This window comes from Aurantimonas litoralis (assembly GCF_026153195.1).
Classification (GTDB): domain Bacteria; phylum Pseudomonadota; class Alphaproteobacteria; order Rhizobiales; family Rhizobiaceae; genus Aurantimonas; species Aurantimonas coralicida.
In genome coordinates this window covers 15,533-38,241 of the sequence record NZ_JAPFBM010000003.1, presented here as the reverse complement: position 1 = coordinate 38,241, position 22,709 = coordinate 15,533, and the positions used below count along the sequence as shown (strand labels likewise).

Here is a 22,709-nt window from a genome sequence, read left to right as displayed (position 1 = left end):
CCGGACAGCGCGCTCTCTTGACCGCCCGGACTCAACCCGTTCCGGCCCGCCTCTGACTCTCAAAGCGCAGCATGCAAAAAGCGCCCCGACCGGATGGCGGGGCGCTTGTCGTCATCAGCCGAAGCGGCGACCGGCTTCGGTGAAAGTGTATTCGTTGGCGGCGATGGTTTCATCGACCGCCTCGTCCGAAGACAGATGATCATATTCGCGCTCAAGCTGGCGGTAGAGCCAGCGGGCCAGATCGCGCAGCGCCTCGATGATCGTCTCCTCGGCATCGCCGGTCATGTCCTGGTATGTCGGACTATCGCGCTCGAGCGAGATCGACATGCAGTATTCGTGGTAATAATGGCCGCGATGGCTGGCATCGGCGCGAAGCTGATAGAAGTTGCGGCGCTGGACCGCCTGAAGGGCATCGGCGATACGATGCAATTCGGTGTCCTGCGGTGCGTGCTCCCGGATAAGGCGCGGAGCATGTTTCCGGTAGGAATACCACGATTCAAAGCACGCACCGTCACCTTGCGACCAGAAGCCCCGGAACCAGATGCAGGGTTCCTGCCGGGTGCCGCCGCCCATCAATCGGACGGTGCGGGTCTTGAGGTTCAACCCGAGGATTTCCGCGATGCGCTGGAAATCCTCATAGACGGCATCGTACCAGTCATAGTCGAAGCCGCCCTCACGATACCAGGCACGGGCCTTGTCCTTTGCCGCATCAGACAATTCGTTGAGGCGATAGACGGTGGTTTCGATGACCTCAGGCATAGGGGTCTCTCCCTTCCAGAACCGAGGAAAGCCAGCCATCGGTATAGATCCAGTCCACTGTCTCGCCGGTGGCGAGATCAAGGACATGCGCCCCACCACCAAATCCGTCGATGCGCGGTTTCGAGCAGCTATTTGCGTACTGGAAACCCCACAATCCACTCAGGCCAAATTCGGCAGCGCAGCGTTTGACGAATTGGATGACATGCTCAGGGTCACCCGTGACATCATCGCGCATCCAGAGTTGCGTACCGCCATGCTCTGGCTGGATGGAGAGCAGGAAGCCATCCGAGGGCGGATCTTCGGCGGCATTGTCATCCGCCAGAGCGTTGTAGAGATTGAGCGCGCGGGCAGCGTTTTCGGGGGTGCCTACGTCGAGGAGGCAGGAAAAGTGCGTGTAATAGTCGGCCATGACGGTCTCCGAACATGACATGGCCCGGCGTATGGCCGAGCCGAATGTGATGGAAAGGGTGAAGCTCAGGCGGCCTGCGGCAGGCGGAGCAGATCGGCCGAGGTTTCGCGCCAGAAGGGATCGACCAACCGGGCCTCCAGCGCAGCGGCGCGGTAACGCAGCCGTCTCGCATCACCGGGGTCCGAGGCCCGGAATGCCATACCGCGCAGGCGGCTGGCCTCGGTCACGATCCTGCGTGCCTCGGCATCGGATGCGACTGGCTGTTGCCAGAGGATAATGCCGGCGCGGATTTCACCGGCGAGGACCAGGCGCTGATCTCGGTCCTGAATGAGCATGATGCGCGGCTGAAAATACGGGAAGCTGTCCGGCCCCGTGCAAATATCACCGCGCGCCACGCGCAAGGCTGCGGCCTGGATGGCCTCTTCCGGTGACGGGCATTCCCCAAGCGGGATCATGCGGTCGAAGCTGTTCGCCGCGTCACTGGCGTCATAGTTGGCGACGCCCAGGCAAGAGATGCGCAGCGGCAGCTTTTGCGCTCGATAAAGCGCGGGCAGAACATCGGCAGCCAGAATCTGACCGATGGAACGGACAAAGGTCATCGGGATCACTCCATGACGGGCGCCGGTGAGCCTCTCTCTCCGACCCTCAACCCGTCACGGCCGAACGGCCCGCACTCTTCCTCTCTGACCGGGGCAGCCCGGTTCCGCCGTCGGCGATGGGCAACCATCGCGACGCGCTGAAGGCCCGGTCGCGGGCTTGTCGCGGCCAGGCCGTCGGGGATGAGGCGCGGTCGCGCCTTACCCCCAAGGATCCAGCTCCAGCTTCACCATGTCGTCGTCGCCGTCGAACTCGGCGGCGGGACAAGCGGCGTGGGTGCCGTCCCCGGCCTGGAACACGACGATCTCGACCATCAGCGTGGCGGCGAGGCTGGCGGCGAAGGCGGTGGCATCTGCATAGGACATGGGTTCCGGCTCCTGTCTTTGGAGGCGGGGGACCATCCCCCGCGCGACAGGCGCCCGAAGTGTCTGACCGGATCTGCAATCACCCTCGGGCGTTCGGACTTTTTCCGAATCCCCGAGGGCGGCACGCTCGCGTAAGCCGACCCTTTACGGGTTGATTGTCAAAGAGACGGATCGGACCAAGGTTTGCGAATGGAAGCGGGGGTGGTGCTTTGCATCTGACAGGATGCCGGATACCCGCCCGCAGATGCTCTGCCGCGCCAGCCTTGCCGCCATGCGGGCATCAGGATCGTGTTCCCATCAGGCTGGAAATGGCCGTCGCTTGCCCATGTGCAGGGATGGCCGGGTTTTGTGGTGAAGCTGGAGGTGGACCTGTGGGGTGAACAGCTATCATCCTCACGGCCCGACACCCCGCGATCGGGTCTTCAGGTCCAAAGCCCATCGGCGATCTCACGCGCGATCATAACGCGGGCCTTCATCATCAGATCGTCGCCTGATGTGTCGACATGACCGAAGAAACGGGCACGAGCGCCATGAGCCGTCCAGTCGGCGTAGCGGCAATATTCACGCGCACTAAAGCCTCCCGCCATTAACCTGAGACATATCCGGCAGCATTGAAGTAGTTCCAACATTCTTGGGGGGCGTAGAGATCGCAGACTTCGGCGATGGCTTCGAACATGTCGGTGAAGGCGCGCGCGCCGATCCGCCTGAGGTGGGCCTTGAGCTTTGAGAAGGCCATTTCGATGGGGTTCAGGTCAGGGGAATATGGCGGCAAGAACAGGAACCAGCAACCGGCGTCCCGCATGGCCTTAGCAGCGGCGGCGTTCTTGTGGGTGGCGAGATTGTCCAGAATGACCACGGTGCCGGGGGCCAGTTCCGGGATCAACACCTTCTCGACGTAGGCCGCGAATGCCGGGCCATCCATCGCGCCCTTGATCACCCAGGGCGCGATCATGGCATCGGCGGTGAGGCCTGCGATGAACGTCTGCGTGCCCCATGAGCCGAACGGGGCGTCCATGACCAGCCGATCCCCGCGCGGTGCCCAGCCCCTCAGGCGGGTCAGGTTTGTCTTCACCGAGGTTTCATCAATAAAGACAACGCGCTCAGGCTGGGCTGACACGGCCGGAATGCGATGTCTGAACCAATCTTCGCGCTGCCGCCTTACCTTGGTTCGACGGCGCTCGGTGGCCACCAGCGACTTTTTTTGTGCGTGTAACCGAGCTTGCGAAGGAACTTGCCAATCGCATTCGGGTGCGCGCGCACGCCGGTTGCGTCATGCAGGGCGGACGCCAGTTCCGGCATCGTGATGTCGCCATCATGCATGATGATTTCTGCAAAGAAGCTTCGATGCGGATCGAGCTTGCCCTTGCCTCTGGGCCGACCTTGAGGCGCAGCGCGGGCTTGACCCGTCTGCCGGATCGAAAACGCCCATCTCGCGCCTGTCGCGGGCGAAAGCTTCAAACGTAACGCCGCCGCGCGCCCGCTTAACCCTTCTTCAATCAACTTCTGAAACCGCGCCCGAAGCGCATCCGGCAAAGGTGCTGACATGATCCATCCCCCCAAACAGGATGAATCACAGATCACGCTTCAAGGGAATCCTCGCGATTCAGGTTTTAGGCGGGCCGCTTTAAGCCGAAAAACCCGCATGTCTTCGGCCCAATGGGGCTTTGGCTCCACAACCACGGTGATGCCGTCGCGGGTTTCCTCCCACGGCAAGCTGCGCTCCGATGGGGGATGTTCGTGATCCTCAAGAAAGATTTGATTGACGTCGATGATGGCGGGCATGGAAGCGCTCCAATGAAAAAGCCCGATCACAAGGACCGGGCGCGTTGCGGAAACGGAGGGTGCAAACGGGGCAGCCGAAGCCGCCCCGCCTGAGAACTATTCAGCAGCGACGATATGCTGTTCTTCCTCTTCGTCAGCCGGGTCGTCATCGCCATCGCCGGAGAGGAAGTCGGGCAGATCGTCGGCTTCTACGTCAGCGCCCGTGGCCGAATCTGTCCCGATTCCGTCATCCACCATGCGCAGCGGCTCGGGCAGCCAGCCGGTTTCGGCCAGCAGGCGTTCGGCCTCTTTCGCCATGTCGCCCTTCTTCAGATGCCCGATCAGATCGGCGGCCCGATCACCGGCCCCTTCGCGCACGGCTTCAAGGATACGGGGCTTGGTCACGCGACCGAGATAATTGCCAACCGTCGGCCGCCAGCCCACGGCTACCATGTCAAGGTCGGTCGAACGGGCGAGCCGGTCAGCCTGCGACAGGCGGATGTCCAGCCCGTGCTGACTAACGCCCGCGCCGCTGTAAGGGTTGGGCTTTTCATAGAGCGCGTTGACACCGAAGCTGACGCAATGGGCGAGCAGATCCATGCGCGAACCGTCGTCCAGATCGGTCAGCCAATCCCAGAGGGCGGCATCGTCTGCCGGGACATGATCGCCCCAGCGTTCGTGGCGGTCAGCGATGGCCTTGGCCGAAGCGCTATCGCGCAGATCCTCGGCCTGAGCGGGCAGATGAACCTCCCGGACCTGGGCTTCGAGGCATCCCTTGCTGGAATGCGGCATGAAGCAATCCATGACCAGCCTGTGCAGCAGTGCCGTCATAGCGACATGCGGGTTTACTGCCACCGCATCCCGCAGCGCCAGCGTCCGATGCGCGGTCAGCTCGCTGACCAGGCGATCGGGCAGCGGCTTGATGGTGTCGGCCTCGTCTTCCTCCTCAGTTTCGACCGCCTGGCCGCCCAGCGTGATAACTGCACCCATGCGGCTTACCTCCGGTTCTGCCCGCTGGATCACCTCGCCGGTTTCCGGGTCAACGATTTCAGCTTCCGGTTCCGCAGGCGTTTCATCCTCGGCGCGAACATAGCCGCGCTCGATCAGCAATGCGCCATCGGCGTCGATGCTGATGAAGACACCCGCCATGCTGATCTGGTCCGGCTCGAAGGTCATCGGACGGCGCTCGAAGGTTTCCAGCGCCTGTTCGATCTCACCGAGGCGGGCGTCGATCTCGTCCGGCAGTTCGTCGGCCTCGCCATATTCCGCTTCAAGCCGCTCATATTCGTCGCGCAATGCCTCGCGGGTGGCGCGTTCATCTTCGGTCAGATCGACCGTCGTGCCGACAATCTGGCGAAGGCCATGGTCGTGACCATAGGGAAAGGTGATGGCGACCTCGATCCATTTCCAGCCCTCGGCGGCGATGGCTTCGGCCTCGGCCTTGAGTTTTTCGCCCACCAACCGGTCGAGCAGCACCGGATCTTGCAGCCAGCCACCATCGTCCTGCTGAAAGAGATCACGCAGCACGCAGCCGCCAGCCTCTTCATAGGCATCGATACCAACGAACACCGCCCGTTTGTCGGCGGCGCGGACCGTGGTTTCGGTCAGCAGGCGTCGGATGTGGTAGGGTTCCTTCTGCCAGCCATCCCTGATCGCTTCCCAGACCTGCTCCTGACGGGCATGGTCAGAACTGACGCTGAAGGCCATGAGTTGTTCCAGCGTCATGCCGTCCTCGGCATAGACGTCGAGCAATGCCGGTGAGACGGAAACCAGACGCAGGCGCTGTTTCACCACCTTGGAGTCCACGAAGAAGGCGGCAGCGATTGTTTCCTCGGTCATGCCCTTTTCGCGCATGGCCTGGAAGGCGCGGAATTGGTCGAGCGGATGCAGCGGTGCGCGCTCGATATTCTCGGCGAGCGATACCTCGTCGATCAGCACATCGGCGCTGGCCTCCGACACCACGCACGGGACCGGCGCGATCTTGGCGAGGCGCTTCTGCTTGACCAGCAGTTCCAGCGCCCGGAAGCGGCGACCGCCCGCTGGCACCTCGAACATGCCGGTTTCCTTGCCCTCGGCATCCACGACCGGGCGGACATGCAGGGACTGGATCAGGCCGCGACGGGCGATAGACTCGGCCAGCTCCTCAACCGAGATCCCGGCCTTGACGCGCCGGACGTTGGACTGGCTGAGCACCAGTTTGTTGAAGGGAATGTCGCGCGAGGACGACAGGATGATCTTTTGAACGGCGGTGGCCATGTCAGTTACTCCATGACGGACGCCGGTGAGCCTCTCTCTCCGGCTATCAGCCCGTCACGAAGCGAAGCGCCGCCCTCTTCCTCTGAAGAGAGCGACGCCAGCCGCAGAACCTGAAACCCGGAAATCAGGCACTCCGGTTTTCTGTATCGGCGGATGTACGGGAAAAGCTCGCGCCGACGCGGTAGAGCAGACGCTCGGCGGCGCGGATGCTGCCGGTCTCACGGGCGGCCTCGGCCCAGACCGAGATCGGGAAATCGCCGGTGAACAGCAGATCGCGCTCGATGCCCATGCCGAAGGGCAGCCGGACTGACTGCATCTCGCCAAGGCTCCACGAACCCAGTTCGGGATGGCCGAGATCCGCCAGGCCGAACATGATGTCGCCATCCTCATCCAGCTCGGTAGCGAGCCAGACGCCTTCACCGAGGGGATTGAAGAACTTCACGACCGGGATGTGATCTTGATCGCGCTGGCGACCATTGGCCAGCAGGCGGTCGTGCTGTGCGCCTGTCAGGAGGATCATGCCGCCGCCCTCCGGTCGGTTTCGCTCGCATCCGACTCCCCGGTGTCTTCGGCAAGCAGATGCGACAGCAGCCAGTCCGCCGCCTTGCTGGCCTGCGAGGCCGCACGGACAATCGCGCGGGAATCCTCGCGCATGACCTCCAGCCACGACCCGATGTAATCGGCATGGCGGACGGTCGGCATGATCCCGAGCGCGGCGCAACTGAAGGCCGCGGTCTGTTCGGCAATCATTTCCTCGAAGGCGTATTTCTTCGAACCGAACGAGCCGGTCAGATCGCGGTTGAGGCGGCTGTGGTGGCCGCTGGCGTGCCCCAGCTCATGCAGGGCCGTCCTGTGCCAGTTGATCGGCTCGAAATAGGCTTGCGGAGGCGGCACCTGCACATAGTCGAGCGACGGCATATAGAAGGCGCGATTGCCGCCAATACGGAAGTCAATGCCGGTGGCCCGGATCAGCGCCTCGACCTGAGGTTCGATAAGGCCCGGCGGCGGTGGCGGCGCGACTGCCGTGATCTCATCGGGTAGGCCATCGCATTGCGCGGCGTTAAAGACCGTGAACCGCTTCAGGAACGGAATGGCATGCGCATCCTCACCCGTTTCGCGGGCACGGCGCTTCTCGTCCTCGGGGGTGAAACGGTCGGCATAAACGACAGTCGTGCCACGCTCGCCCTTCCTGACATTGCCGCCAAGCGAAAGCGCCTGGCGGAACGTCAGCCACGCCTGAGCGGGGAAACCATGCTGGATGACAGCCCCCCAGAGGATGAGAATATTGATGCCGGAATAGGACCGGCCGGTTGAAGCATTTCTCGGCAGGCCCAGCGGGGCGGTATCAGGCGACGCACCCCAAGGCTGGACCCATGGCAACCGCCCTTGCTCCAGCTCGGCGATGATCTTGTTGGTGATGTCGTCGTAAAGGTTGCTGCGCGCGCCACCTTCCGCGAGGTTACGACCCTGTCTGGCCATCGGGATGATCTCCGCGACGGGTGCCGGAAGCCTCTCCTCCAGCTCTTAACCCGTCACGGAAAATCCGTCCGCACTCTCACTCTGAAGGGGGCGTTGCGGGGATCTCCCCGCTGACCTGATGTCCTTCTCCGCGGCCGTCGCCAACATGTGCGACAGTCGTCTATCGCCGTTCGAGGCGATACGACCGAAAGGAGGGAGAGAATGGACGGCAATACTATCTTTGTCGGTTTGGACATCCACAAGGCGACGATCGCAGTCGCCGTTGCCCCGAGTGGGCGATCTCGCGAAGTCAGGTTTCATGGTTCGCTGTCGCATCGACCCGGAACCATGACGGATTTTGCTCGACGATTGCTGGACAAACATCCGGGCACACGGCTTTCATTTTGCTATGAGGCAGGCGCATGCGGCTATGGCTTGGCGCGGGAGCTTACGGACGCCGGCCATGAGTGCCTGGTGATTGCACCGTCGCTCATTCCCACCCGACCTGGTGATCACATCAAGACGGACAAGCGCGACGCGACGACCCTGGCGAAGATGCACCGCGCCGGCGAGTTGATCTCGGTATGGATGCCGGACGCTCAACATGAAGCGGTTCGCGACCTGGTTCGCGCGAGAGAGACAGCCATGTACTGGCGCAATAAGGCTCGCCAGGCCCTGTCCAGCTTCTTGCTGCGGCAGGGCTTTCGCTATGGTGGAAGGAGCGCTTGGACTGTTACCTATTGGCGGTGGTTGGCTTCGATTCAGCTCGAACATCCCGCTCATCAGGTCGCTATGCAGGAATACATCATCGCGATCCAGGAGGCCGACGCGCGCCACGATCGGCTAGTGAAGCAGATCGAGGCCGTGGTTCCAGGATGGTCTTTGGCTCCTCTCGTGAAGGCGCTGCAGGCGATGCGCGGCATTGCTCTGATCACGGCGGCCACCATCGTGGCGGAGATCGGGGATCTCGGCCGCTTCGATACACCGCGACGGTTGATGGCCTATCTGGGCCTGGTGCCTGCCGAACATTCCAGTGGTCCCAAGATCCGGCGCCGAGGCATAACGAAGGCCGGGAACACTCGCGTACGTCGGCTACTGGTCGAAAGTGCATGGACCTATTGCCGTTCTCCACGGGTCGGCGAGGAGATACAACGGCGCCAAGAGGGCCTCGACCTCGCCATCGTGAAGATCGCTTGGAAAGCGCAATTGCGGCTTCATAACCGCTATCGTCGCCTCTCCGCGTCCGGGAAGCCGAAGAATGTGGTCATCACAGCTGTCGCGCGCGAACTGGTCGGCTTCATCTGGGCGATTGGTCAAGAGGTCGGTCCAGCTCCGGCCGCGGCGGCATGATGCACCTGCCCATCCCGATTCCTGCGTAGCATTGGGGGCGGGGCCGGTCAGGAGAATCCTCGGCCCCCTTCTCGAGGCCGGTTTCTTACCGACGCCCGTCCGCTGACAGAGGAAGCTCCGAGACGAATACCGTGGTCCTGCGGTAGCCAACCCGCGCATGAGTGACTGATCCACCGTCGTTTCGAGCCCCGCCTCCAACCCTGCGCAGGACTCCATATCTACCTTGTCCGCCCCGCCGTGAATCGCTTTGTCACGAATCCAGCCTTGACAAATGGACATGAGAGAAGGGGTAGGCAGAGACCAAGGCTCGGCCGCAGGGGAAGGCTTTCCCCCTATTCGGTATGTTCCCCTGCGCTTCCTTGAAAACTGTCAGAAACTCGCGTATATTTCCAACAGGAGAAAGACGATGACACGGCTGACCGAACAGATTCTGGCACATGCGACGGGACTTCCCGAAGGGATGCCCGTGTCCGCCAAGGGCCTGCTCCACCTCGGAAACCGGGCGGCCGTGGATCAGGCATTGTCGCGTCTGTCCGAGCGCGGGCAGCTCATCCGCGCCGGTCGTGGCGTCTATCTGCGCCCCATCGCCAGTCGGTTTGGCACGCGCGCACCTTCGGTCGAGCAGGCTGTCGAGGCCCTCGCGACCCAAAAAGGGGAGATCATCGTCTCGAACGGAGCCGCCGCGGCGAACGCGCTTGGCTTGACGACGCAGGTGCCCGTCCGCTCGGTCTATCTGACCTCCGGACGCAGCCGAAAGATACACCTCGGCAAGCAGGTCGTCGAATTGCGGCACGCGCCGCGCTGGCAACTGGCCCTGGCCAACCGCCCCGCAGGCGAGGCCGTGCGGGCGCTGGCCTGGCTCGGCCCCGAAAAGGCGGAGGCCGCGCTCACGACCTTGAAGCGGAAGATGCCGCCTGGTGTGTTCGGCGAACTGGTCGCCGCCGCGCCGCAGCTTCCGACATGGCTCGCGCAGAGCGTCGGAAAGGCGGCCTATGGCTGACGTTTTCCTCCAGCTTTCGGCCGAGGATCGGCGTGACGCGTTGAGCGTCGTCGCCGACCGTTCGGGTCGTCCCACCCATCTTCTCGAAAAGGATGTGTGGGTGGTGTGGGCGCTGGCGACCCTCTACGCGGCACCGCTCGGCGAACATCTGGTGTTCAAGGGCGGGACGTCGCTGTCAAAAGCCTATCAGGTCATTCGCCGTTTTTCGGAGGATGTGGATCTGACCTACGACATTCGGGCGATTGCGCCCGATCTGGTCGGGGACAATGGCGAGGGTCTGCCGAAGACACGAAGCGAGGAAAAGCGCTGGTCCAGCGAGGTCCGCCGGCGTTTGCCGGCCTGGGTCGCAGAGACGGTGCAGCCGGTAATCGCGAAGGCCCTGGCCGCTGAAGGGCTGGCGGCGGCCGTCCGCGTCGAGGATGAGAAGCTCTTCATCGACTATGAGGCGACCGCAGCCGGGTCCGGCTATGTGGCTCCAAGCGTCATGCTGGAGTTCGGCGCGCGCTCGACGGGCGAACCCGCGAGCCTGCGCGACGTCGTCTGCGACGCGGCCGGCCTGATCGACGGCCTGGTGTTTCCGACGGCGCGGCCGCGCGTCATGCACGCGGAGCGGACCTTCTGGGAGAAGGCGACCGCCATCCACGTCTTCTGCCTCCAGGAGCGGCTGCGCGGCGACCGCTTCGCGCGACATTGGCACGATGTTGTCCGACTGGACGAAGCCGGCTTCGCGGAAGCCGCTTTTGCCGATCGCGACCTGGCCAACGCTGTCGCCCGGCACAAGTCGATGTTCTTCGCAGAGAAGGCCGCCGACCGCACGCCGATCGACTATGCAGCGGCTGTCAGCGGCGGCTTGCAACTCGTGCCGGTCGGCGATGGCGCGAAGGCGTTGGAGGATGACTATGCCCGCATGGTTGAGGATGGACTGCTCTTCGACGACGAGGAGCCGTTCGAAGCGCTCATGGCGCGGTGCGCTGATATAGCCGCGCGCGCGAACAGAGCAGCCAAGTAAGAAACTGGGAGGACCGGGGGTATATGAGCGAAGTCGAAGAAGAGCGAAAATTCCAGTTTCTGCGGGACGGCGATGCCGAGCCATCTGAACTGGACTGGAACAAGGGGATCGAGAGCGCCCGCAAGGCGATTTCTGAGGCCATGAACGCCAAAAATATCGCATTTCTGCTCGGCGCCGGATGTTCTTCCCTGATGAAGGACAAAAAGGAACTCGGCATTGCGACCATGGCGCCGCTGGCCAAGGAGTTTTGCGGCGAAACCATCGAGGCACGCGCGGCGGGATTCTACAGCGATCCGCCAACAGCCGGCGCTGTACCGGCGCCGTGGCGGCTAACCAAAGACGAACTCGACTATCTCGATGCGCTCGGGGTCGACCTGGCGAAGGATTACAGCCGTAACCTGGAACGCTTGATGGAGGTGCTGTTCGCGCAACGGTTCGTGCTGCGCCAGAGCGAGAATCCCGATCTTCACCCCTATCGCGCTGTTCTCGACGGCATCATCAAGAAGGTACGTGTGCCGCCGGAACGTAAGCATCCGCCGAAGGCCGCAGCCGTGCTATATTGATCAGAGGCTTCTGGGTGCGGCTTTTGGTTTGCGCGGCTTTGGTGCCCATTTTTTGGCGAGGCGCTCGAAGTTGTCGAGGATACGGCCGATCTCTGCCTCGTCGGGGTCGAACTTTCCCCCATACCATTCCAACATCCGGTCGTGCTCTTCGTGCTCAGGGTCGGCCATGGCTTCGAGGAAGTCGGCGTAGCCTGGGAAGCCACCCACATCTTCAGGGGGACAAGCACCGATGGCCCTGACAAGGCGTGGGTAGTCGGCACCCGGCATGGCATCATCGATTTTCTCGACCTTGATCACATGGTGCCAGTTGTCGCCAAAGTCATAGATGTAATGGATGGTCTTGGTGCCGACATCTTCGAGCACATCGAGCAGGCTGGATTTGTTCGCGGGCAGCGGGCCATCGTAATAGCCGTCAGGATCAGGCACACCCCAGCCGACGCCACCGGCCCGGAACTCATAGAGGTGACTGTCGGTCCATCCCATGGCGGCCTGGATCACCTCGTGCAGACGGCTCAGCTTGATCTTGAGCGGCACATCGAAGCGCCGCAGCACCTGAGGTTCGACGTCGGACAGTGTGACCTTGAGGCGCGCTACCAGTGTCATGCGGCAATCCTCTTCAATTCGGTTGCGGCTTTCCAATGCCAAGGGAGCAATTCATGCACCCGTGACATCGGCATGTCCGGCAGACGTGCGAACACATCGGCCAGCCATGCCTGCGGATCGATGTCATTCATCTTTGCCGTGACGATGAGGGTATACATAAAGGCCGCCCTGTCACCACCGCGCTCGGACCCTGCAAATAGCCATGACTTTCTGCCCATTGCGATACCGCGCAGAGCGCGTTCGGCGGCATTGTTGGTCAGGCAGAGGCGCCCGTCATCAAGGAATGCAGTGAAGGCTTCCCAGCGGCCTTCTTCGTCCAGCATGTAGTTGATCGCCTTGACGACAGGGTTGTGCTTTGACATCCGGGCCCGCTCGGCCCGCATCCAGTCATGCAGATCGTTGACCAGCGGCACAACCCGCTGCTGGCGAACCCCCAGGCGCGCTGCGGCTGACAGGCCGTTAATCTCACGCTCGACATCAAAGATGGCGTCGATCCGCGTCACAGCGTCCAGAGCGATAGGCGAGATTTCTTCTGCAACCTTTTTGCCCTTGCGGGCGATGGCCTTGATGTCAGCCAATTCAAAGAACTTGCGTCTGGCATGGCTCCAACACAGCGCAGAACGCACCGGACCTGGACTGCGATCTGCCAAAATATAGCGCGACAATCTGGATGAGACGCTGGCGACAATCAGGATGAGATTCTATGTCGCGGCATTGGTGAGGTTATCATCCTGATTGTCGCTGGCAAGATTTTCTTCGCCTGTTGTTTGTCGTTCCGCGTCAATCATGGAGGTATTGCTGATTGTCGCGTATGAGGCAGGCCTGCCTCTCTTGCGTTTTGCCTCCATTGCGGTGCGCCGTCTGTAGCTTTCCACGTTCATCTCGAAGATGGTCGCATGGTGGACAAGCCTGTCGACGGCGGCGAGCGTCATTGCGGGGTCGGGGAAGACCTTGTTCCATTCGCCGAAGGGCTGATTGGCGGTGATCATGATGGACCGCCTCTCGTATCGCGCGGAGATCAGTTCGAAGAGGACGCTGGTTTCGGCCTGGTCCTTGGTGACATAGGCGAGATCGTCGAGGATGATCAGGTCGAACTTGTCCAGTTTAGCAATGGCGGCCTCGAGCTGCAGTTCCCTGCGGGCCACCTGCAGCTTCTGGACGAGATCTGTGGTTCTCGTGAAGAGCACCCGCCATCCGTTCTCGATCAGTGTCAGGCCAATGGCGGCCGCGAGATGGGATTTGCCGCCGCCGGGCGGCCCGAACATCAGGACATTGGCACCCTTGGCCAGCCAGCTATCTCCCGCCGCCATGGCCATGACCTGTGCTTTCGAGATCATTGGAACGGCGTCGAAGTCGAAGCTGTCTATTGTCTTTCCGGGCGGCAGGTGCGCTTCGGCAAGGTGTCGGGCGACCCTGCGGTGGGCGCGTTCGGCCAGTTCGTGCTCAGCAATAGCGGCCAGGAAGCGGGCGGCCGGCCAGCCCTCCCGGTCAGCCTGTTCGGCAAATTGCGGCCAGAGCATCTTGATGGTTGGCAGCCGCAGGTCGTTCAGCATGATGGAGAGGCGGGCCTCATCGACGGTATGGGAGTTCGTCATGCCGGTACTCCTGCTGCATCCACCGTTTTGACAAGCGCTTCATAGCTGTCCAGAGACACGGTTTGCACGGTGACGACCGGCAGACTGCCTGCGTGCGGTGTGAACTTCCCTCGCAAGGCGACAAGGTCCGGAAGTCCACCGTCCCCGAGAACCCGGCTCAACTCGCTGGCCAGTTCCGCCTCACAGCCGCGATCATGCGCCAGGGCAAGCAGTTCGACTGTGATCTTGCAGGCCTGCCGTTCGGGCAGCCGGTCGATGAGCGCTTCGAAGGCCCGGCGGTATTCCTGGCGCGGAAAGAGCTTGTCGCGATAGACCAGCCTCGATAGCGCCATGGGCTTTCTGCGCAGCGAATGGATGACATGGTGATAGTTCACGACCTGGTCATGCTTGCCGTTGGCCCTGGCCCGCCCTCTGGGCAGGGTCAGCAGGTGGGTGCCGCCGGTGAAGACCTCAAGGCGATTGTCGAACAGACGCACGCGCAGCCTGTGCCCGATCAGGCGGGAGGGCACGGTGTAGAAGACCTTGCGCAAGGTGAAGCCGCCGGTGCTGGAAACGGTGACGATCACCTCCTCGAAGTCCGTGGTGCGGCGCGCGGGCAGCCCCTGCAGATAGGACCGTTCGGCTGCGATACGCTTGCCGCGGGCAGCATTGCGGCGCCCCACGATCTCATCGATGAAGGCGCGGTAGCCATCGAGATCGTCGAAGTCGGCGCAGCCCCGCATCAACAGCGCATCCCGGATCGCGCTCTTGAGATGGCCGTGGGCGCTTTCGATCGAGCCGTTCTCATGCGCCACCCCCTTGTTGTTGCGGGTCGGCGTCATCCGGTAATGGGTGCACAGGGCGTCATAGCGCGTCGTGAGATCCGCCCGCGCGTCGGCATCGAGGTTGCGAAAAGCCGCCGACAGACTGTCGCTGCGATGGGAAGACGGCGCTCCGCCCACCGACCAGAGCGCATTCTGCAACCCTTCGGCCAGGGCGACAAAGCTCTCTCCGCCAAGGATGACATGGGCATGCTCGAAGCCCGACCACGGCAGGCGGAAGTGGTAAAGCAGGTGATCCAGGGGCTGACCGGCAATGGTCACGTCGAGCGCCCCCATGTCGGTGAAATCCGACAGTGCGAGCCGGCCGGGCTCGTGAACCTGTCTAAAGATCACCTCCTGTTCCTCGCCATGCACCGCCCGCCAGGCCCGGATCCGCCGCTCCAGCGTCCGGCGGATACCCGGCGACAGGTCAGGGTGGCGGCGCAGCATCTCCTCAAAAATTGCGACCGGCCGAAGACCCGGGGCTGATTGCAAAAGCGGGATGACTTCAGCGTCGAAAATGTGCTCAAGCGGGTCCGGGCGCCGCCGGCCTCGCGGCTGCGCCCTCTGCGATGGCAGTTGGGGATCTTTCGAAATGCGGTATCCGCTCGCCCGGCTCATACCGGCCCTGGCCGCGGCGACTTCGATGGGGTGGTCCTGTCTCAGCTTCATGAAAAGTCTCGTCTGTTGATCGGTTACATGGCGCCCCGGCACAAAGATGGTTCTCCATTCCTGAAAACCACAAGCCTACCGGGCCGACCGCGATCACAGACCCAAAAACGGGCGAAGCGTCGTGCGTGTGCCTCCGGTCGGGCTACGCCCTCCCTCCGACACACGCACGACGCAACGTCTCATCCTGTTTGTCGCGGAATCTCATCTTGATTGTCGTGCCGCATGCCAAAAAAAGGTCATTGTAGCCGCCATAGACGTCCGATTGCAGCACGCCATGCCATCCAGCCAGATGTCGGGTCGGATGCTCCTTGCGACGATCTGTCGAGAACTCGAAGAGGGCGGCAGGTGGCGCACCCCCATCCCAAGGACGGTCATCGCGCACGTAGGTCCAGAGCCGCGCCGTCTTCGTGCCGCCGCGGGCCAGCAGCGGCACGGTTGTGTCATCGCCATGCAGACGGCCCCCGTCCAGCACGTGACGCTCGATCAGCGCATGGATGGGTGCCAGTGCCGCACAGGCATGACCGATCAGATCAGCCAGAGTGGACAGGCTAAGCTCAATCCCCTCCCGCGCAATGCGTTCAGATTGCCGGTTCAATGGCTGGTGCTGTCCATATTTGTCAAAAGCGATCATCGCGATCAGCTGCGGCCCAGCCCAGCCGCGTGGAATGGCGTGGAACGGGGCCGGCGGCTGGCTGATCTTCTCGCAGGCCCGGCAGGTGAACTTCTCGCGAACGGTCTGGATCACCTTCCACTGACGGGGATCACTTCAAGCGTCTCGGTGATGTCCTCGCCCATCTTCACGATCCGGTCGGAACCACAGCAGGTGCAGCTGGTCGGCGCCTCGACCACAACACGCTCACGCGGCAGATGGTCTGGAAAGGGTTTGCGCACCGGTTTACGCCGCGTGAAGGCGCGCACCGTGCTGGTCGTGTCCGCAGCAGCGGCCACTTCAGCCGCCAGCGCATCCTCGGTGGCAGCTGCTTCCAATTCTTCAAGCTGCAATTCCAGCTGATCAATCAGCCGTGCGCGACGCTCGGAGGAGATGCCGTATTTGTCGCGCCGCAGCTTGGCAATCTCCAGCTTCAATTCCTGGATCATCGCTTCCGTGCAGGATGCCAAGGCGCGGGCCTGCGCCAATTCGGCTTCCGCCGCCTGTGCACGGGCGTGTGCAGCCTCAGCCGAGGCAGTCTGCGCAGCAAGTGCGGCGCGCAATTCGGCGATTTGCAAGGCGGCATCTGACATGGCAGATGCCTATCATGAACACGGCGAAAGGCCAATAAAAACAGGCGCTGCTGTGCAAATTATCCAGCCCTTTCAGGCCTTTGCGTCCAGCGCGGGTTCCTCCAGTCGATCCCTTCCAGAAGATAGCCGAGCTGGGCTGCGGAGATCGCTACCGCCGTGCCACCCTGGCTCACAGGCCAAATAAACTTGCCTGCCTCGAGGCGTTTCACATACAGCGACATGCCGACCCCATCATGCCACAGCAATTTTACCAGATCACCTTTGCGACCCCGGAAGCAAAAGATCTCACCCGCATGCGGATCACGCCCAAGACCCTGCTGGACCGCCAAAGCCAAGGTGTTCATTCCACGCCGCATGTCCGTCACGCCACCTGCAATCCACACCTTCGTGCCAGCCGGAAACGCAATCATGGCCGCACCATCAAGCCATTGAGCAGACGCGCAGCAGCCTCCATGTCAAAGCCGGAGGGGATCGTCACACGACACCGAGGGCCAAGGTCGATCGTCAATACAGGCGCTGGCGGCGCTGGAACATCATCAGGGCCAGAACAGTCTGCTACCTGAAGGACGCGCAAAAATTGCGGCATAGCCCCAAGCAGCCCATGCTTGTGCCTATATCGCCAATCGTAAAGCTGTGATCGCGAAATATCATGGCGCCGCGCGACCTCAGCCAAAGTCACGCCACCGCCATGACTTTCCTCAACGATGCGGATTTTCTCGTCATCCGTCCAACGCCGACGACGGCCGGTATCAGAGACCGACAAAACTTGAATACGGCGAGTGTCTTCGTGTGCGTCCATAAGGACACTCGATAAACGTTCAGCCCGCTCAACAGCCAGACGGCCCTCCGCGAATGCTTACGCCGGAACGCAACGACCATTGCCTCTTCTGCCTCGGTCAAGGTCGTTGAACGAGGTTCCTTTGGCCCGGTCTTCAGATCCTCGACCGTCGCCCGTTTGCGCCACTTCGCCACTGTCTTGGGATTGATGCCGAACTCCCGGCTCAGCGTCGCGAGCGAAGCCTGCGATCGCTGTATTGCTGCTCTGACAGCGTGCGTGGTCGTGGCGCTTCCGTGACGAACTTGTCCCATAGTGCCTCCTTCCATTCCTGAGAAAGGATCGCACCATCAAACCATGGGATCAAACACATAGAGTGTCAGCATTTCTCGCCTTGGCCACCGCAAAAATATGGCTGCCATACTTTGTCAACAGGGCCTAATGTCGACTGATCCTAAGCCTGACCCCGCCCATCTAATCATAAGACTTCCAGCCAACATGCTCACTCCAATCGCGAGGAGGAGGGGGCCGGCGAACTCCTCGGCCACTGTACCCGACGTCGAGGAAACCGATAGCAACATCAGGCTGAATTCTCCCCCGTTGGCCAGGATGACTCCGGTCCGCAATGAGGTCTGAAGCGCTTCGCCGAATAGTCGGGCGACGACGAAAACAATCAGCGTCTTTCCGCAGAGTATTATTGCAAGCCAGACCAGCACGGCAGGCCATTGAGATGGAAGGATCCAAAGTGGCAATTGAGTCCCGATACCGACGAAGAATATCCCGACAAACAAATCGCGGAAAGGCCGTATCTCGTTCTCGACAGCATGGCGCGCGTCTCCCTCGCCAATGATCATGCCGGCCGCGAATGCGGCGAGTGCCGGAGAAAGGCCGGCGGTGGCCGCGACAATCGCGGACCCTAGTGCAATGGTGAGCGCGAGAAGCTGGGCAAGTTCCGGATCGCCACGCGACGCTACCCAACGGGCCAGCAACTGCAACGGGCCACGCGCAATGAACAGAGCTGCAACCAATGCCGTTGCACTGGCGACGACCGTTATCACGCCATGTCCCTCGGCGGCTCCGCTCATCGAATCGTGCAGAAGCAGGAATGCTACAGCTGCCAAGTCTTGAAACAGAAGCACTGCAATGGCCAGACGCCCTTGGGCCGATCCCAGAGCGTTCGCGCTTGCGAGCACCTTGAGGCACATGGCCGTGGATGACATGGCAACGGCCCCGCCGATGAGGATTGCGGGGACGGGCGCGAGATCGAAGATCAGACTCGCTATCAACGACACCGATATCGTCGTGACTGCAACCTGCGCGGCTCCAAGACCGAAGACATGCTTCCTGAGCGTTACGAGCTTCTCGAACGAGAATTCCAGGCCAAGAGCGAACAGCAGGAGTACGACTCCGATTTCGCCAATACTGCTCAGGGCAGCGTTTTCGGCAATCAGGCCGAGGCCGGCAGGTCCGATGACTATGCCGGCAAGAATGTAACCGACGATACTGGGCACGCCGATCCGTGAACATATCGTAACGAGCACGAACGCGGCAAAGACCAACAAGGCCGCACTTTCAATAAATCCGGTCACGCCATGCATGTTCTTGTCCTTCTTCTCCTGATGGCATGGCGCAGGTAAGGCCAATACCTGTAAACTCTAGACGTGCGACCGCGCCCACTGCGCTATCTGCGCGGCAGGCATTGCACCGCTCGTCCTCGCGATTTCCTTGCCGCTCCTGAACAGGATCATGGTGGGAGTGCCGCGGATCCCGTAGCGGCCGGCAATCTGCTGTTCGGCCTCGGTGTCGAGCTTGCCCAGGCGGACATGGGGTTCGAGCGAGCGCGCCGCCGCCTCGAACTGGGGCGCCATCATCTTGCATGGCCCGCACCACTCGGCCCTGCGTGAATCTACCCGGTCCGAGCCGATCTTCGACGGCGGGGCCGAAGATCCACAGCGTCCACATGTTGAGGATGAGGTGAAGCCAGCCCGCATGAAGGAAGATGTTGGTCAGGAACGGGGTCCAGTCGGACGGGGCGACGAGGCGGAGCTGACCGAAGACGCGCGACGGCACCAGCGCGAACTCGAACAGGAACCGGTCCAGCACGCGCGGCGGCAGGCCGCTCTGGCAGAGGAAAGCGAGAAGGCTGATCCCGACGACTGACCAGACGGCCACGGGGGGTATCTGCGAGCAACGGTATTGGCCCATGGAAACATCTCATTTCCCCGAGCGCATGCAGCTGGCCGTCATCACGTCGTCTTTCTTGCAATTGTCACAGCCGTCCACGCCGGAGGATCAGAGGCGGGGAAGGATTCGAGCGAGGCTTCGAGGACCGGATCGAAACTCTCCCTGTCGCTGGTAGACGGGTCGGGCGTGCTCTCATGCTGGACGCCTCTTGAGAGGCGGCGATCGGGGCGGAACGGGACCCGGAAGGCTCCCGGGGCATCGACGCCCCTGTGCAGCCGGTGGCGCGTCTCACCCGCCCAAGGGTTCGCCATCCGGGCTCCCCCAGCGTCCTCGCGCACGACATAATGCCAGTCCTGCCGCTCTGCGAAGTCCACGGCGCTGTCGCGATCCGGAAACTTCAGCCGGATCGAACGATAGGGATCGTTGCTGGAGGTATATCCCATCAGCGGCTCGACCTGCAGCGGCCGAGACGGCTCGAATTCCAGTATCCAGTAGTTGGGCCGCGGCGCCGACGTCATCGCGGAACGAGCCGGTCGGTAAATGATCGCGGTCGGAACGTCCCAGGATGGCAGATCGGTTCCGGGAATTTTCGGCGGGAATGGTGGGCGATTATGGCCGCGCATATCAGTTCTCCCGGGTGTCGGTGGATACGAGAAGGTGACGTTCGAGATCGTCGAGTTTTTCCATTCGCCTCGAATTCAGGCGAACGGCGCGTTCGGTGTTCTGCGAAGGAAAGGCAGCAGCGTGCAGGACGTCCGACCGCATCGCTATCGTGAGATCGGCGACGGCATTCATCACGCCCTCTCCGTCCCCGTCCGAGAGCGTGCCGTCAGCAAAACCGGACTGCAAGCTCTCCAGTACCTGCTCGAAGCTGGACACGACCCCTGCACTCGCGACCACAGCCAGCTTGTGGCTGAGAACACGCAGTTCATCGATCAGCTTCGCATCGTGCCTTGCGGTTTCCACGATCTCTGCGACCTTCTCGATGCAGGCCATGTAAATGTCGCATTGCTGCTGGAGGATGATGACCCTTCCTTCCTTGCGAAGCTCGAGATCGGTCTGGCGATTGAGAAGCGCCGCGGTCAGAATGATCGTCACGACAGCGCCGAGGAAGATGAGCGTCATCTCCTGCGCGAAAGGCAGTATGTCTTCGGCAAGATACATCGAACGAAAAACGAAAACGATGCCGATGCCCAAGGCAGCGGCCGCAGCAGCAAATGCCAAGTCAGGCAGGCGGTTCGACATCAGCACCTCGCATTTTCGGTGTCAGGTGGCATGCACGGCTTCGCATCGGCGTCCGGCGCCTCTGCGTCCCGGTGCCGCAGGAAGATTGGCGTCGGACCGCTGCCGAACGGATTGAAGCCGGTGCTCAGGCAACGGTCGAAGATCGTTTCGTCCCATCGGGTGAAATCGTGCTCCTCGCCGGCAAGTCGCCCGTCATCCACCACAGGGCACCTCACGCCTTTGCCGATGGGGGAGCGTTATCGAAGGCCGCACCGTCCGAACGATCCGCCTTGCGAAGCCGTAGCCCGAGGAGGATCATCATCACCCCGAAGACCGCGGCGTAGAAGCCGATCAGCCAGCCGAGCGCGAGGAAGCTTTCGACCGGGCGCGTCAGCAGCATCCAGGTCACGACGACACCGAGAACGACCGAGAGAAGGCCGCTGAGGATCAGCCAGATTTCGCCGTTGATTTCCTTTCGCAGGCGGATCGCTGCCGCGATCTCGAGGGCACCCGAGAACACGGACCAGAATGCGATGCTGGCCCAGAGGAATGTCGCAAGCACAAGCGTCGCGACAAAAGGCGAGACAACCACGACGACGCCCGTGGCGATGCCCAGAATGCCGCTGAACATCAGCCAGCCCCAGCGTTCGCCCTTGCGGATGTTACGTATCGCGGCGACGAGGCCGAACACGCCGTCGGCAAAGGCGAACGCGCCGAAGACCAGCGTGAGCGCCAGAAGCGCTTCCGCAGGCATGACGAAGGCTAGCACTGCGATGATCAATGCGAGCACGCCGCGTAACACGAATGCCCACCAATTCCGGGACAGGCTGCACAGCATGTCCTGCATCTTGTCGGTCGGGTTTTCAGAGGCTGTGGTCATTGGTCGATCTCCTATTCAGTTCCATGTCAGGTGTCGGAGCCGGCCTCCTCGCCGGTTAGGGCGGCGGCCACGCGGCGGCGATCCTCGATCGGCTGAGGCAGACGCTGCGTGTGAGCGATTTCCCGTTCGATGGGCGCGCGGCCTGATGGATCTCTGACCAACCCGGCTTCGGCAAGCCTCGCGCGTAGGGTCGCGCCCGCATTTTCTGCGATCTCGGCGACCACTGTCTCGGTCAGGCCGAAAAGGTCTGCCGTCTCCGCGATCGTAGCGCTGTCGAGGTGGAGCCGATAGAGAACGCGGCGTTCGACCGACGGAAGATCGGCGATTGCCCGGTGCAGCACCATGGCGATCTTATGCCGATCCGCTTGGCTCTCGGGGTCTGTGCCGCCGTCGTCGGCGAGGAGGTCCTCCAGCATCAGCACTTCGTCGGGCTGGTAGAACTCGAACATCGCCTGATCCGCCTCAGTGGGTTCCTCGGCCGGAGTCTCGGGTTTCGCGTCGATCGAGGCGGCGTCCTCCGGCACCGCGCGGCGCGCGGCGCGCGCCTCGGCCTCGATGCTCTCGAAAGCCAGTTTCAGCAGCCAGTCGCCTATGGAAAACTCGGTGGGCCGCTGCTCGAACCTTTCCAGTCCCTTGAGGATCGTCGCATCGACAAGATCGCGAACGCTGAGGTAACCCTCCGGCACAGATCCGCTGCATTCGAGATAGATCAACTCGCGCCTGACGGTGTCGTAGACCGTATCGAGATGATCCTCGATCAGGTCGAAGAAGAGTTGGCGCCGCTCCGCCTCCGCCGCATCCCGCGCGGGCGGCAGCGGGGCGCCGATCCGGCGCCGGCGGGCGGGACGCTTGTATTCAGGCTCGTGCTTGAGGCGCGCCACATGCCGATCGACCTGGTGGCGCAGGTCGGCAAAGGCCTTGCGCAGGACAGGCTCGATCTCGAACCCCTCTTCCTGCGCCGCGATCACGCCCGAGGGCAGTTGCAGGCGCAGGCTGACCTGGATGCGCGTTTTGCCCCTCGTCTGGGAGGCGACGACTTCGAGCCGGACGAGATCTTCGCTGAAGCGTACAAGATGAGGTTCAAGTTGCCGCACCTCTTCCTCGATGACCTCAGGCGCGCGCTGTTGCCCGTGCCGGTCAAGATTGCGAAATGCTCTGATGACTTTCATGCCGTGGATCCTTCCTGTAACCCTCCGACGAAATGAGC

General features: G+C 62.2%; 25 protein-coding genes and 3 pseudogenes. 5 read left to right on the top strand and 23 right to left on the bottom strand.

The window, feature by feature from the left end; all coding sequences use genetic code 11:
• Nucleotides 1-114: 114 nt before the first annotated feature.
• The 9 genes from N7I30_RS07665 to N7I30_RS07625 all read right to left on the bottom strand — a co-directional run bounded on the left by N7I30_RS07665 (nt 115) and on the right by N7I30_RS07625 (nt 7,626).
• Nucleotides 115-759, bottom strand: coding sequence for a DUF8835 domain-containing pootine (locus N7I30_RS07665; RefSeq protein ID WP_498637898.1), 645 nt, complete (start codon nt 757-759; stop codon nt 115-117).
• Nucleotides 752-1,168, bottom strand: a complete 417-nt coding sequence (locus N7I30_RS07660; RefSeq protein WP_015740134.1) for a hypothetical protein — start codon at nt 1,166-1,168, stop codon at nt 752-754. The genes N7I30_RS07665 and N7I30_RS07660 overlap by 8 nt, the downstream gene beginning before the upstream one ends.
• A gap of 65 nt (nt 1,169-1,233) precedes the next feature.
• Nucleotides 1,234-1,767 carry a hypothetical protein gene (locus N7I30_RS07655; RefSeq protein WP_498637896.1) on the bottom strand — a complete coding sequence of 178 codons (534 nt, stop codon included), beginning with the start codon at nt 1,765-1,767 and terminating at the stop codon, nt 1,234-1,236.
• Nucleotides 1,768-1,965: 198 nt separating this feature from the next.
• Nucleotides 1,966-2,130, bottom strand: coding sequence for a hypothetical protein (locus N7I30_RS07650; RefSeq protein WP_015740132.1), 165 nt, complete (start codon nt 2,128-2,130; stop codon nt 1,966-1,968).
• Nucleotides 2,131-2,716: 586 nt separating this feature from the next.
• Nucleotides 2,717-3,675, bottom strand: a protein-coding gene (locus N7I30_RS07645) for an IS630 family transposase (RefSeq protein ID WP_498637893.1) whose coding sequence is annotated in 2 segments (ribosomal slippage) — nt 2,717-3,331 and nt 3,334-3,675 — 957 coding nt in all. Because the reading frame shifts where the segments join, the coding sequence is not laid out codon by codon here.
• Between the two features lie 39 nt (nt 3,676-3,714).
• Entirely contained in the window at nt 3,715-3,912 is a 198-nt protein-coding gene (locus N7I30_RS07640; RefSeq protein ID WP_498637891.1) for a hypothetical protein, read from the bottom strand.
• A 96-nt stretch (nt 3,913-4,008) separates the two neighbouring features.
• The gene (locus N7I30_RS07635) at nt 4,009-6,147 is read right to left on the bottom strand and encodes a ParB/RepB/Spo0J family partition protein (protein ID WP_015740130.1); all 2,139 of its coding nucleotides are present in this window, start codon (nt 6,145-6,147) and stop codon (nt 4,009-4,011) included.
• Between the two features lie 124 nt (nt 6,148-6,271).
• A complete protein-coding gene (locus tag N7I30_RS07630; RefSeq protein ID WP_498637889.1) occupies nt 6,272-6,667 on the bottom strand; it encodes a DUF2958 domain-containing protein in 396 nt (131 codons plus the stop codon).
• Complete coding sequence (locus N7I30_RS07625; protein ID WP_009450571.1) at nt 6,664-7,626, bottom strand: ArdC family protein; 963 nt, start codon at nt 7,624-7,626, stop codon at nt 6,664-6,666. Before N7I30_RS07625 ends, N7I30_RS07630 begins: the two co-directional genes overlap by 4 nt.
• Before the next feature lie 201 nt (nt 7,627-7,827).
• On the opposite strand from N7I30_RS07625, the gene N7I30_RS07620 reads away from it, so the two are divergent.
• The 4 genes from N7I30_RS07620 (at nt 7,828) to N7I30_RS07605 (ending at nt 11,527) form a co-directional block, all read left to right on the top strand.
• Complete coding sequence (locus N7I30_RS07620; protein ID WP_498637888.1) at nt 7,828-8,955, top strand: IS110 family RNA-guided transposase; 1,128 nt, start codon at nt 7,828-7,830, stop codon at nt 8,953-8,955.
• A gap of 406 nt (nt 8,956-9,361) precedes the next feature.
• Entirely contained in the window at nt 9,362-9,955 is a 594-nt protein-coding gene (locus N7I30_RS07615; RefSeq protein WP_009450572.1) for a DUF6088 family protein, read from the top strand.
• A complete protein-coding gene (locus N7I30_RS07610; protein ID WP_498638467.1) occupies nt 9,948-10,964 on the top strand; it encodes a nucleotidyl transferase AbiEii/AbiGii toxin family protein in 1,017 nt (338 codons plus the stop codon). Before N7I30_RS07615 ends, N7I30_RS07610 begins: the two co-directional genes overlap by 8 nt.
• A gap of 23 nt (nt 10,965-10,987) precedes the next feature.
• Complete coding sequence (locus N7I30_RS07605; RefSeq protein WP_498637886.1) at nt 10,988-11,527, top strand: hypothetical protein; 540 nt, start codon at nt 10,988-10,990, stop codon at nt 11,525-11,527.
• Here N7I30_RS07605 and N7I30_RS07600 read toward each other — a convergent pair whose 3' ends face one another.
• The 10 genes and pseudogenes from N7I30_RS07600 to N7I30_RS07555 form a co-directional block, all read right to left on the bottom strand.
• Entirely contained in the window at nt 11,528-12,130 is a 603-nt protein-coding gene (locus N7I30_RS07600; protein ID WP_498637884.1) for a plasmid pRiA4b ORF-3 family protein, read from the bottom strand.
• Nucleotides 12,127-12,774 (bottom strand): annotated as a pseudogene (gene tnpC / locus N7I30_RS07595) (IS66 family transposase); the annotation flags it as partial. The gene N7I30_RS07600 and the pseudogene tnpC (N7I30_RS07595), both read right to left, overlap by 4 nt.
• 57 nt (nt 12,775-12,831) lie before the next feature.
• A complete protein-coding gene (gene istB, locus N7I30_RS07590) occupies nt 12,832-13,725 on the bottom strand; it encodes an IS21-like element helper ATPase IstB (RefSeq protein WP_498637882.1) in 894 nt (297 codons plus the stop codon).
• Nucleotides 13,722-15,239 (bottom strand): IS21 family transposase, encoded by a 1,518-nt coding sequence (gene istA, locus N7I30_RS07585; protein ID WP_498637880.1) that lies wholly within the window; start codon nt 15,237-15,239, stop codon nt 13,722-13,724. The genes istB and istA overlap by 4 nt, the downstream gene beginning before the upstream one ends.
• Before the next feature lie 187 nt (nt 15,240-15,426).
• Nucleotides 15,427-16,439: pseudogene (gene tnpC / locus N7I30_RS07580) on the bottom strand (IS66 family transposase); the annotation flags it as partial.
• Nucleotides 16,440-16,498: 59 nt separating this feature from the next.
• Nucleotides 16,499-16,849 (bottom strand): IS66 family insertion sequence element accessory protein TnpB, encoded by a 351-nt coding sequence (tnpB, locus tag N7I30_RS07575; RefSeq protein WP_107755220.1) that lies wholly within the window; start codon nt 16,847-16,849, stop codon nt 16,499-16,501.
• Nucleotides 16,846-17,238, bottom strand: a complete 393-nt coding sequence (gene tnpA / locus N7I30_RS07570) for an IS66-like element accessory protein TnpA (RefSeq protein ID WP_107755219.1) — start codon at nt 17,236-17,238, stop codon at nt 16,846-16,848. The genes tnpB and tnpA overlap by 4 nt, the downstream gene beginning before the upstream one ends.
• A 59-nt stretch (nt 17,239-17,297) precedes the next feature.
• Nucleotides 17,298-17,528 (bottom strand): annotated as a pseudogene (locus N7I30_RS07565) (IS481 family transposase); the annotation flags it as partial.
• A 114-nt stretch (nt 17,529-17,642) separates the two neighbouring features.
• Nucleotides 17,643-18,812: a cation:proton antiporter domain-containing protein gene (locus N7I30_RS07560; protein WP_498637877.1), complete on the bottom strand. Its 1,170-nt coding sequence runs from the start codon at nt 18,810-18,812 to the stop codon at nt 17,643-17,645.
• A gap of 57 nt (nt 18,813-18,869) precedes the next feature.
• Nucleotides 18,870-19,139: a thioredoxin family protein gene (locus N7I30_RS07555; protein WP_498638465.1), complete on the bottom strand. Its 270-nt coding sequence runs from the start codon at nt 19,137-19,139 to the stop codon at nt 18,870-18,872.
• A gap of 64 nt (nt 19,140-19,203) precedes the next feature.
• On the opposite strand from N7I30_RS07555, the gene N7I30_RS07550 reads away from it, so the two are divergent.
• A complete protein-coding gene (locus tag N7I30_RS07550) occupies nt 19,204-19,374 on the top strand; it encodes a hypothetical protein (protein WP_498637875.1) in 171 nt (56 codons plus the stop codon).
• 86 nt (nt 19,375-19,460) lie between these two features.
• Here the strand turns inward: N7I30_RS07550 and N7I30_RS07545 are convergent, their stop codons facing one another.
• The 4 genes from N7I30_RS07545 to N7I30_RS07530 all read right to left on the bottom strand — a co-directional run bounded on the left by N7I30_RS07545 (nt 19,461) and on the right by N7I30_RS07530 (nt 22,671).
• Nucleotides 19,461-20,021 carry an NADH dehydrogenase ubiquinone Fe-S protein 4 gene (locus N7I30_RS07545; protein WP_498637873.1) on the bottom strand — a complete coding sequence of 187 codons (561 nt, stop codon included), beginning with the start codon at nt 20,019-20,021 and terminating at the stop codon, nt 19,461-19,463.
• Between the two features lies 1 nt (nt 20,022).
• Nucleotides 20,023-20,643: a hypothetical protein gene (locus N7I30_RS07540; RefSeq protein WP_037094075.1), complete on the bottom strand. Its 621-nt coding sequence runs from the start codon at nt 20,641-20,643 to the stop codon at nt 20,023-20,025.
• 211 nt (nt 20,644-20,854) lie between these two features.
• Nucleotides 20,855-21,502, bottom strand: a complete 648-nt coding sequence (locus N7I30_RS07535; RefSeq protein WP_092156202.1) for an HdeD family acid-resistance protein — start codon at nt 21,500-21,502, stop codon at nt 20,855-20,857.
• A gap of 26 nt (nt 21,503-21,528) precedes the next feature.
• Nucleotides 21,529-22,671 carry a sigma-70 family RNA polymerase sigma factor gene (locus N7I30_RS07530; protein WP_353392154.1) on the bottom strand — a complete coding sequence of 381 codons (1,143 nt, stop codon included), beginning with the start codon at nt 22,669-22,671 and terminating at the stop codon, nt 21,529-21,531.
• Nucleotides 22,672-22,709: the final 38 nt, after the last annotated feature.

What these genes read in the sequence shown, in the direction of transcription:
- N7I30_RS07640 (WP_498637891.1), bottom strand. Translation starts at nt 3,912, where the DNA reads ATGCCCGCCATCATCGACGTCAATCAAATCTTTCTTGAGGATCACGAA.
- N7I30_RS07615 (WP_009450572.1), top strand. Translation starts at nt 9,362, where the DNA reads ATGACACGGCTGACCGAACAGATTCTGGCACATGCGACGGGACTTCCC.
- N7I30_RS07630 (WP_498637889.1), bottom strand. Translation starts at nt 6,667, where the DNA reads ATGATCCTCCTGACAGGCGCACAGCACGACCGCCTGCTGGCCAATGGT.
- N7I30_RS07610 (WP_498638467.1), top strand. Translation starts at nt 9,948, where the DNA reads ATGGCTGACGTTTTCCTCCAGCTTTCGGCCGAGGATCGGCGTGACGCG.
- N7I30_RS07550 (WP_498637875.1), top strand. Translation starts at nt 19,204, where the DNA reads ATGAAGGAAGATGTTGGTCAGGAACGGGGTCCAGTCGGACGGGGCGAC.
- N7I30_RS07600 (WP_498637884.1), bottom strand. Translation starts at nt 12,130, where the DNA reads ATGACACTGGTAGCGCGCCTCAAGGTCACACTGTCCGACGTCGAACCT.
- N7I30_RS07530 (WP_353392154.1), bottom strand. Translation starts at nt 22,671, where the DNA reads ATGAAAGTCATCAGAGCATTTCGCAATCTTGACCGGCACGGGCAACAG.
- N7I30_RS07655 (WP_498637896.1), bottom strand. Translation starts at nt 1,767, where the DNA reads ATGACCTTTGTCCGTTCCATCGGTCAGATTCTGGCTGCCGATGTTCTG.
- N7I30_RS07620 (WP_498637888.1), top strand. Translation starts at nt 7,828, where the DNA reads ATGGACGGCAATACTATCTTTGTCGGTTTGGACATCCACAAGGCGACG.
- N7I30_RS07635 (WP_015740130.1), bottom strand. Translation starts at nt 6,147, where the DNA reads ATGGCCACCGCCGTTCAAAAGATCATCCTGTCGTCCTCGCGCGACATT.
- N7I30_RS07540 (WP_037094075.1), bottom strand. Translation starts at nt 20,643, where the DNA reads ATGTCGAACCGCCTGCCTGACTTGGCATTTGCTGCTGCGGCCGCTGCC.
- N7I30_RS07535 (WP_092156202.1), bottom strand. Translation starts at nt 21,502, where the DNA reads ATGACCACAGCCTCTGAAAACCCGACCGACAAGATGCAGGACATGCTG.
- istB (WP_498637882.1), bottom strand. Translation starts at nt 13,725, where the DNA reads ATGACGAACTCCCATACCGTCGATGAGGCCCGCCTCTCCATCATGCTG.
- tnpB (WP_107755220.1), bottom strand. Translation starts at nt 16,849, where the DNA reads ATGATTGCGTTTCCGGCTGGCACGAAGGTGTGGATTGCAGGTGGCGTG.
- N7I30_RS07665 (WP_498637898.1), bottom strand. Translation starts at nt 759, where the DNA reads ATGCCTGAGGTCATCGAAACCACCGTCTATCGCCTCAACGAATTGTCT.
- N7I30_RS07650 (WP_015740132.1), bottom strand. Translation starts at nt 2,130, where the DNA reads ATGTCCTATGCAGATGCCACCGCCTTCGCCGCCAGCCTCGCCGCCACG.
- N7I30_RS07560 (WP_498637877.1), bottom strand. Translation starts at nt 18,812, where the DNA reads ATGCATGGCGTGACCGGATTTATTGAAAGTGCGGCCTTGTTGGTCTTT.
- tnpA (WP_107755219.1), bottom strand. Translation starts at nt 17,238, where the DNA reads ATGGACGCACACGAAGACACTCGCCGTATTCAAGTTTTGTCGGTCTCT.
- N7I30_RS07625 (WP_009450571.1), bottom strand. Translation starts at nt 7,626, where the DNA reads ATGGCCAGACAGGGTCGTAACCTCGCGGAAGGTGGCGCGCGCAGCAAC.
- N7I30_RS07660 (WP_015740134.1), bottom strand. Translation starts at nt 1,168, where the DNA reads ATGGCCGACTATTACACGCACTTTTCCTGCCTCCTCGACGTAGGCACC.
- N7I30_RS07605 (WP_498637886.1), top strand. Translation starts at nt 10,988, where the DNA reads ATGAGCGAAGTCGAAGAAGAGCGAAAATTCCAGTTTCTGCGGGACGGC.
- N7I30_RS07545 (WP_498637873.1), bottom strand. Translation starts at nt 20,021, where the DNA reads ATGCGCGGCCATAATCGCCCACCATTCCCGCCGAAAATTCCCGGAACC.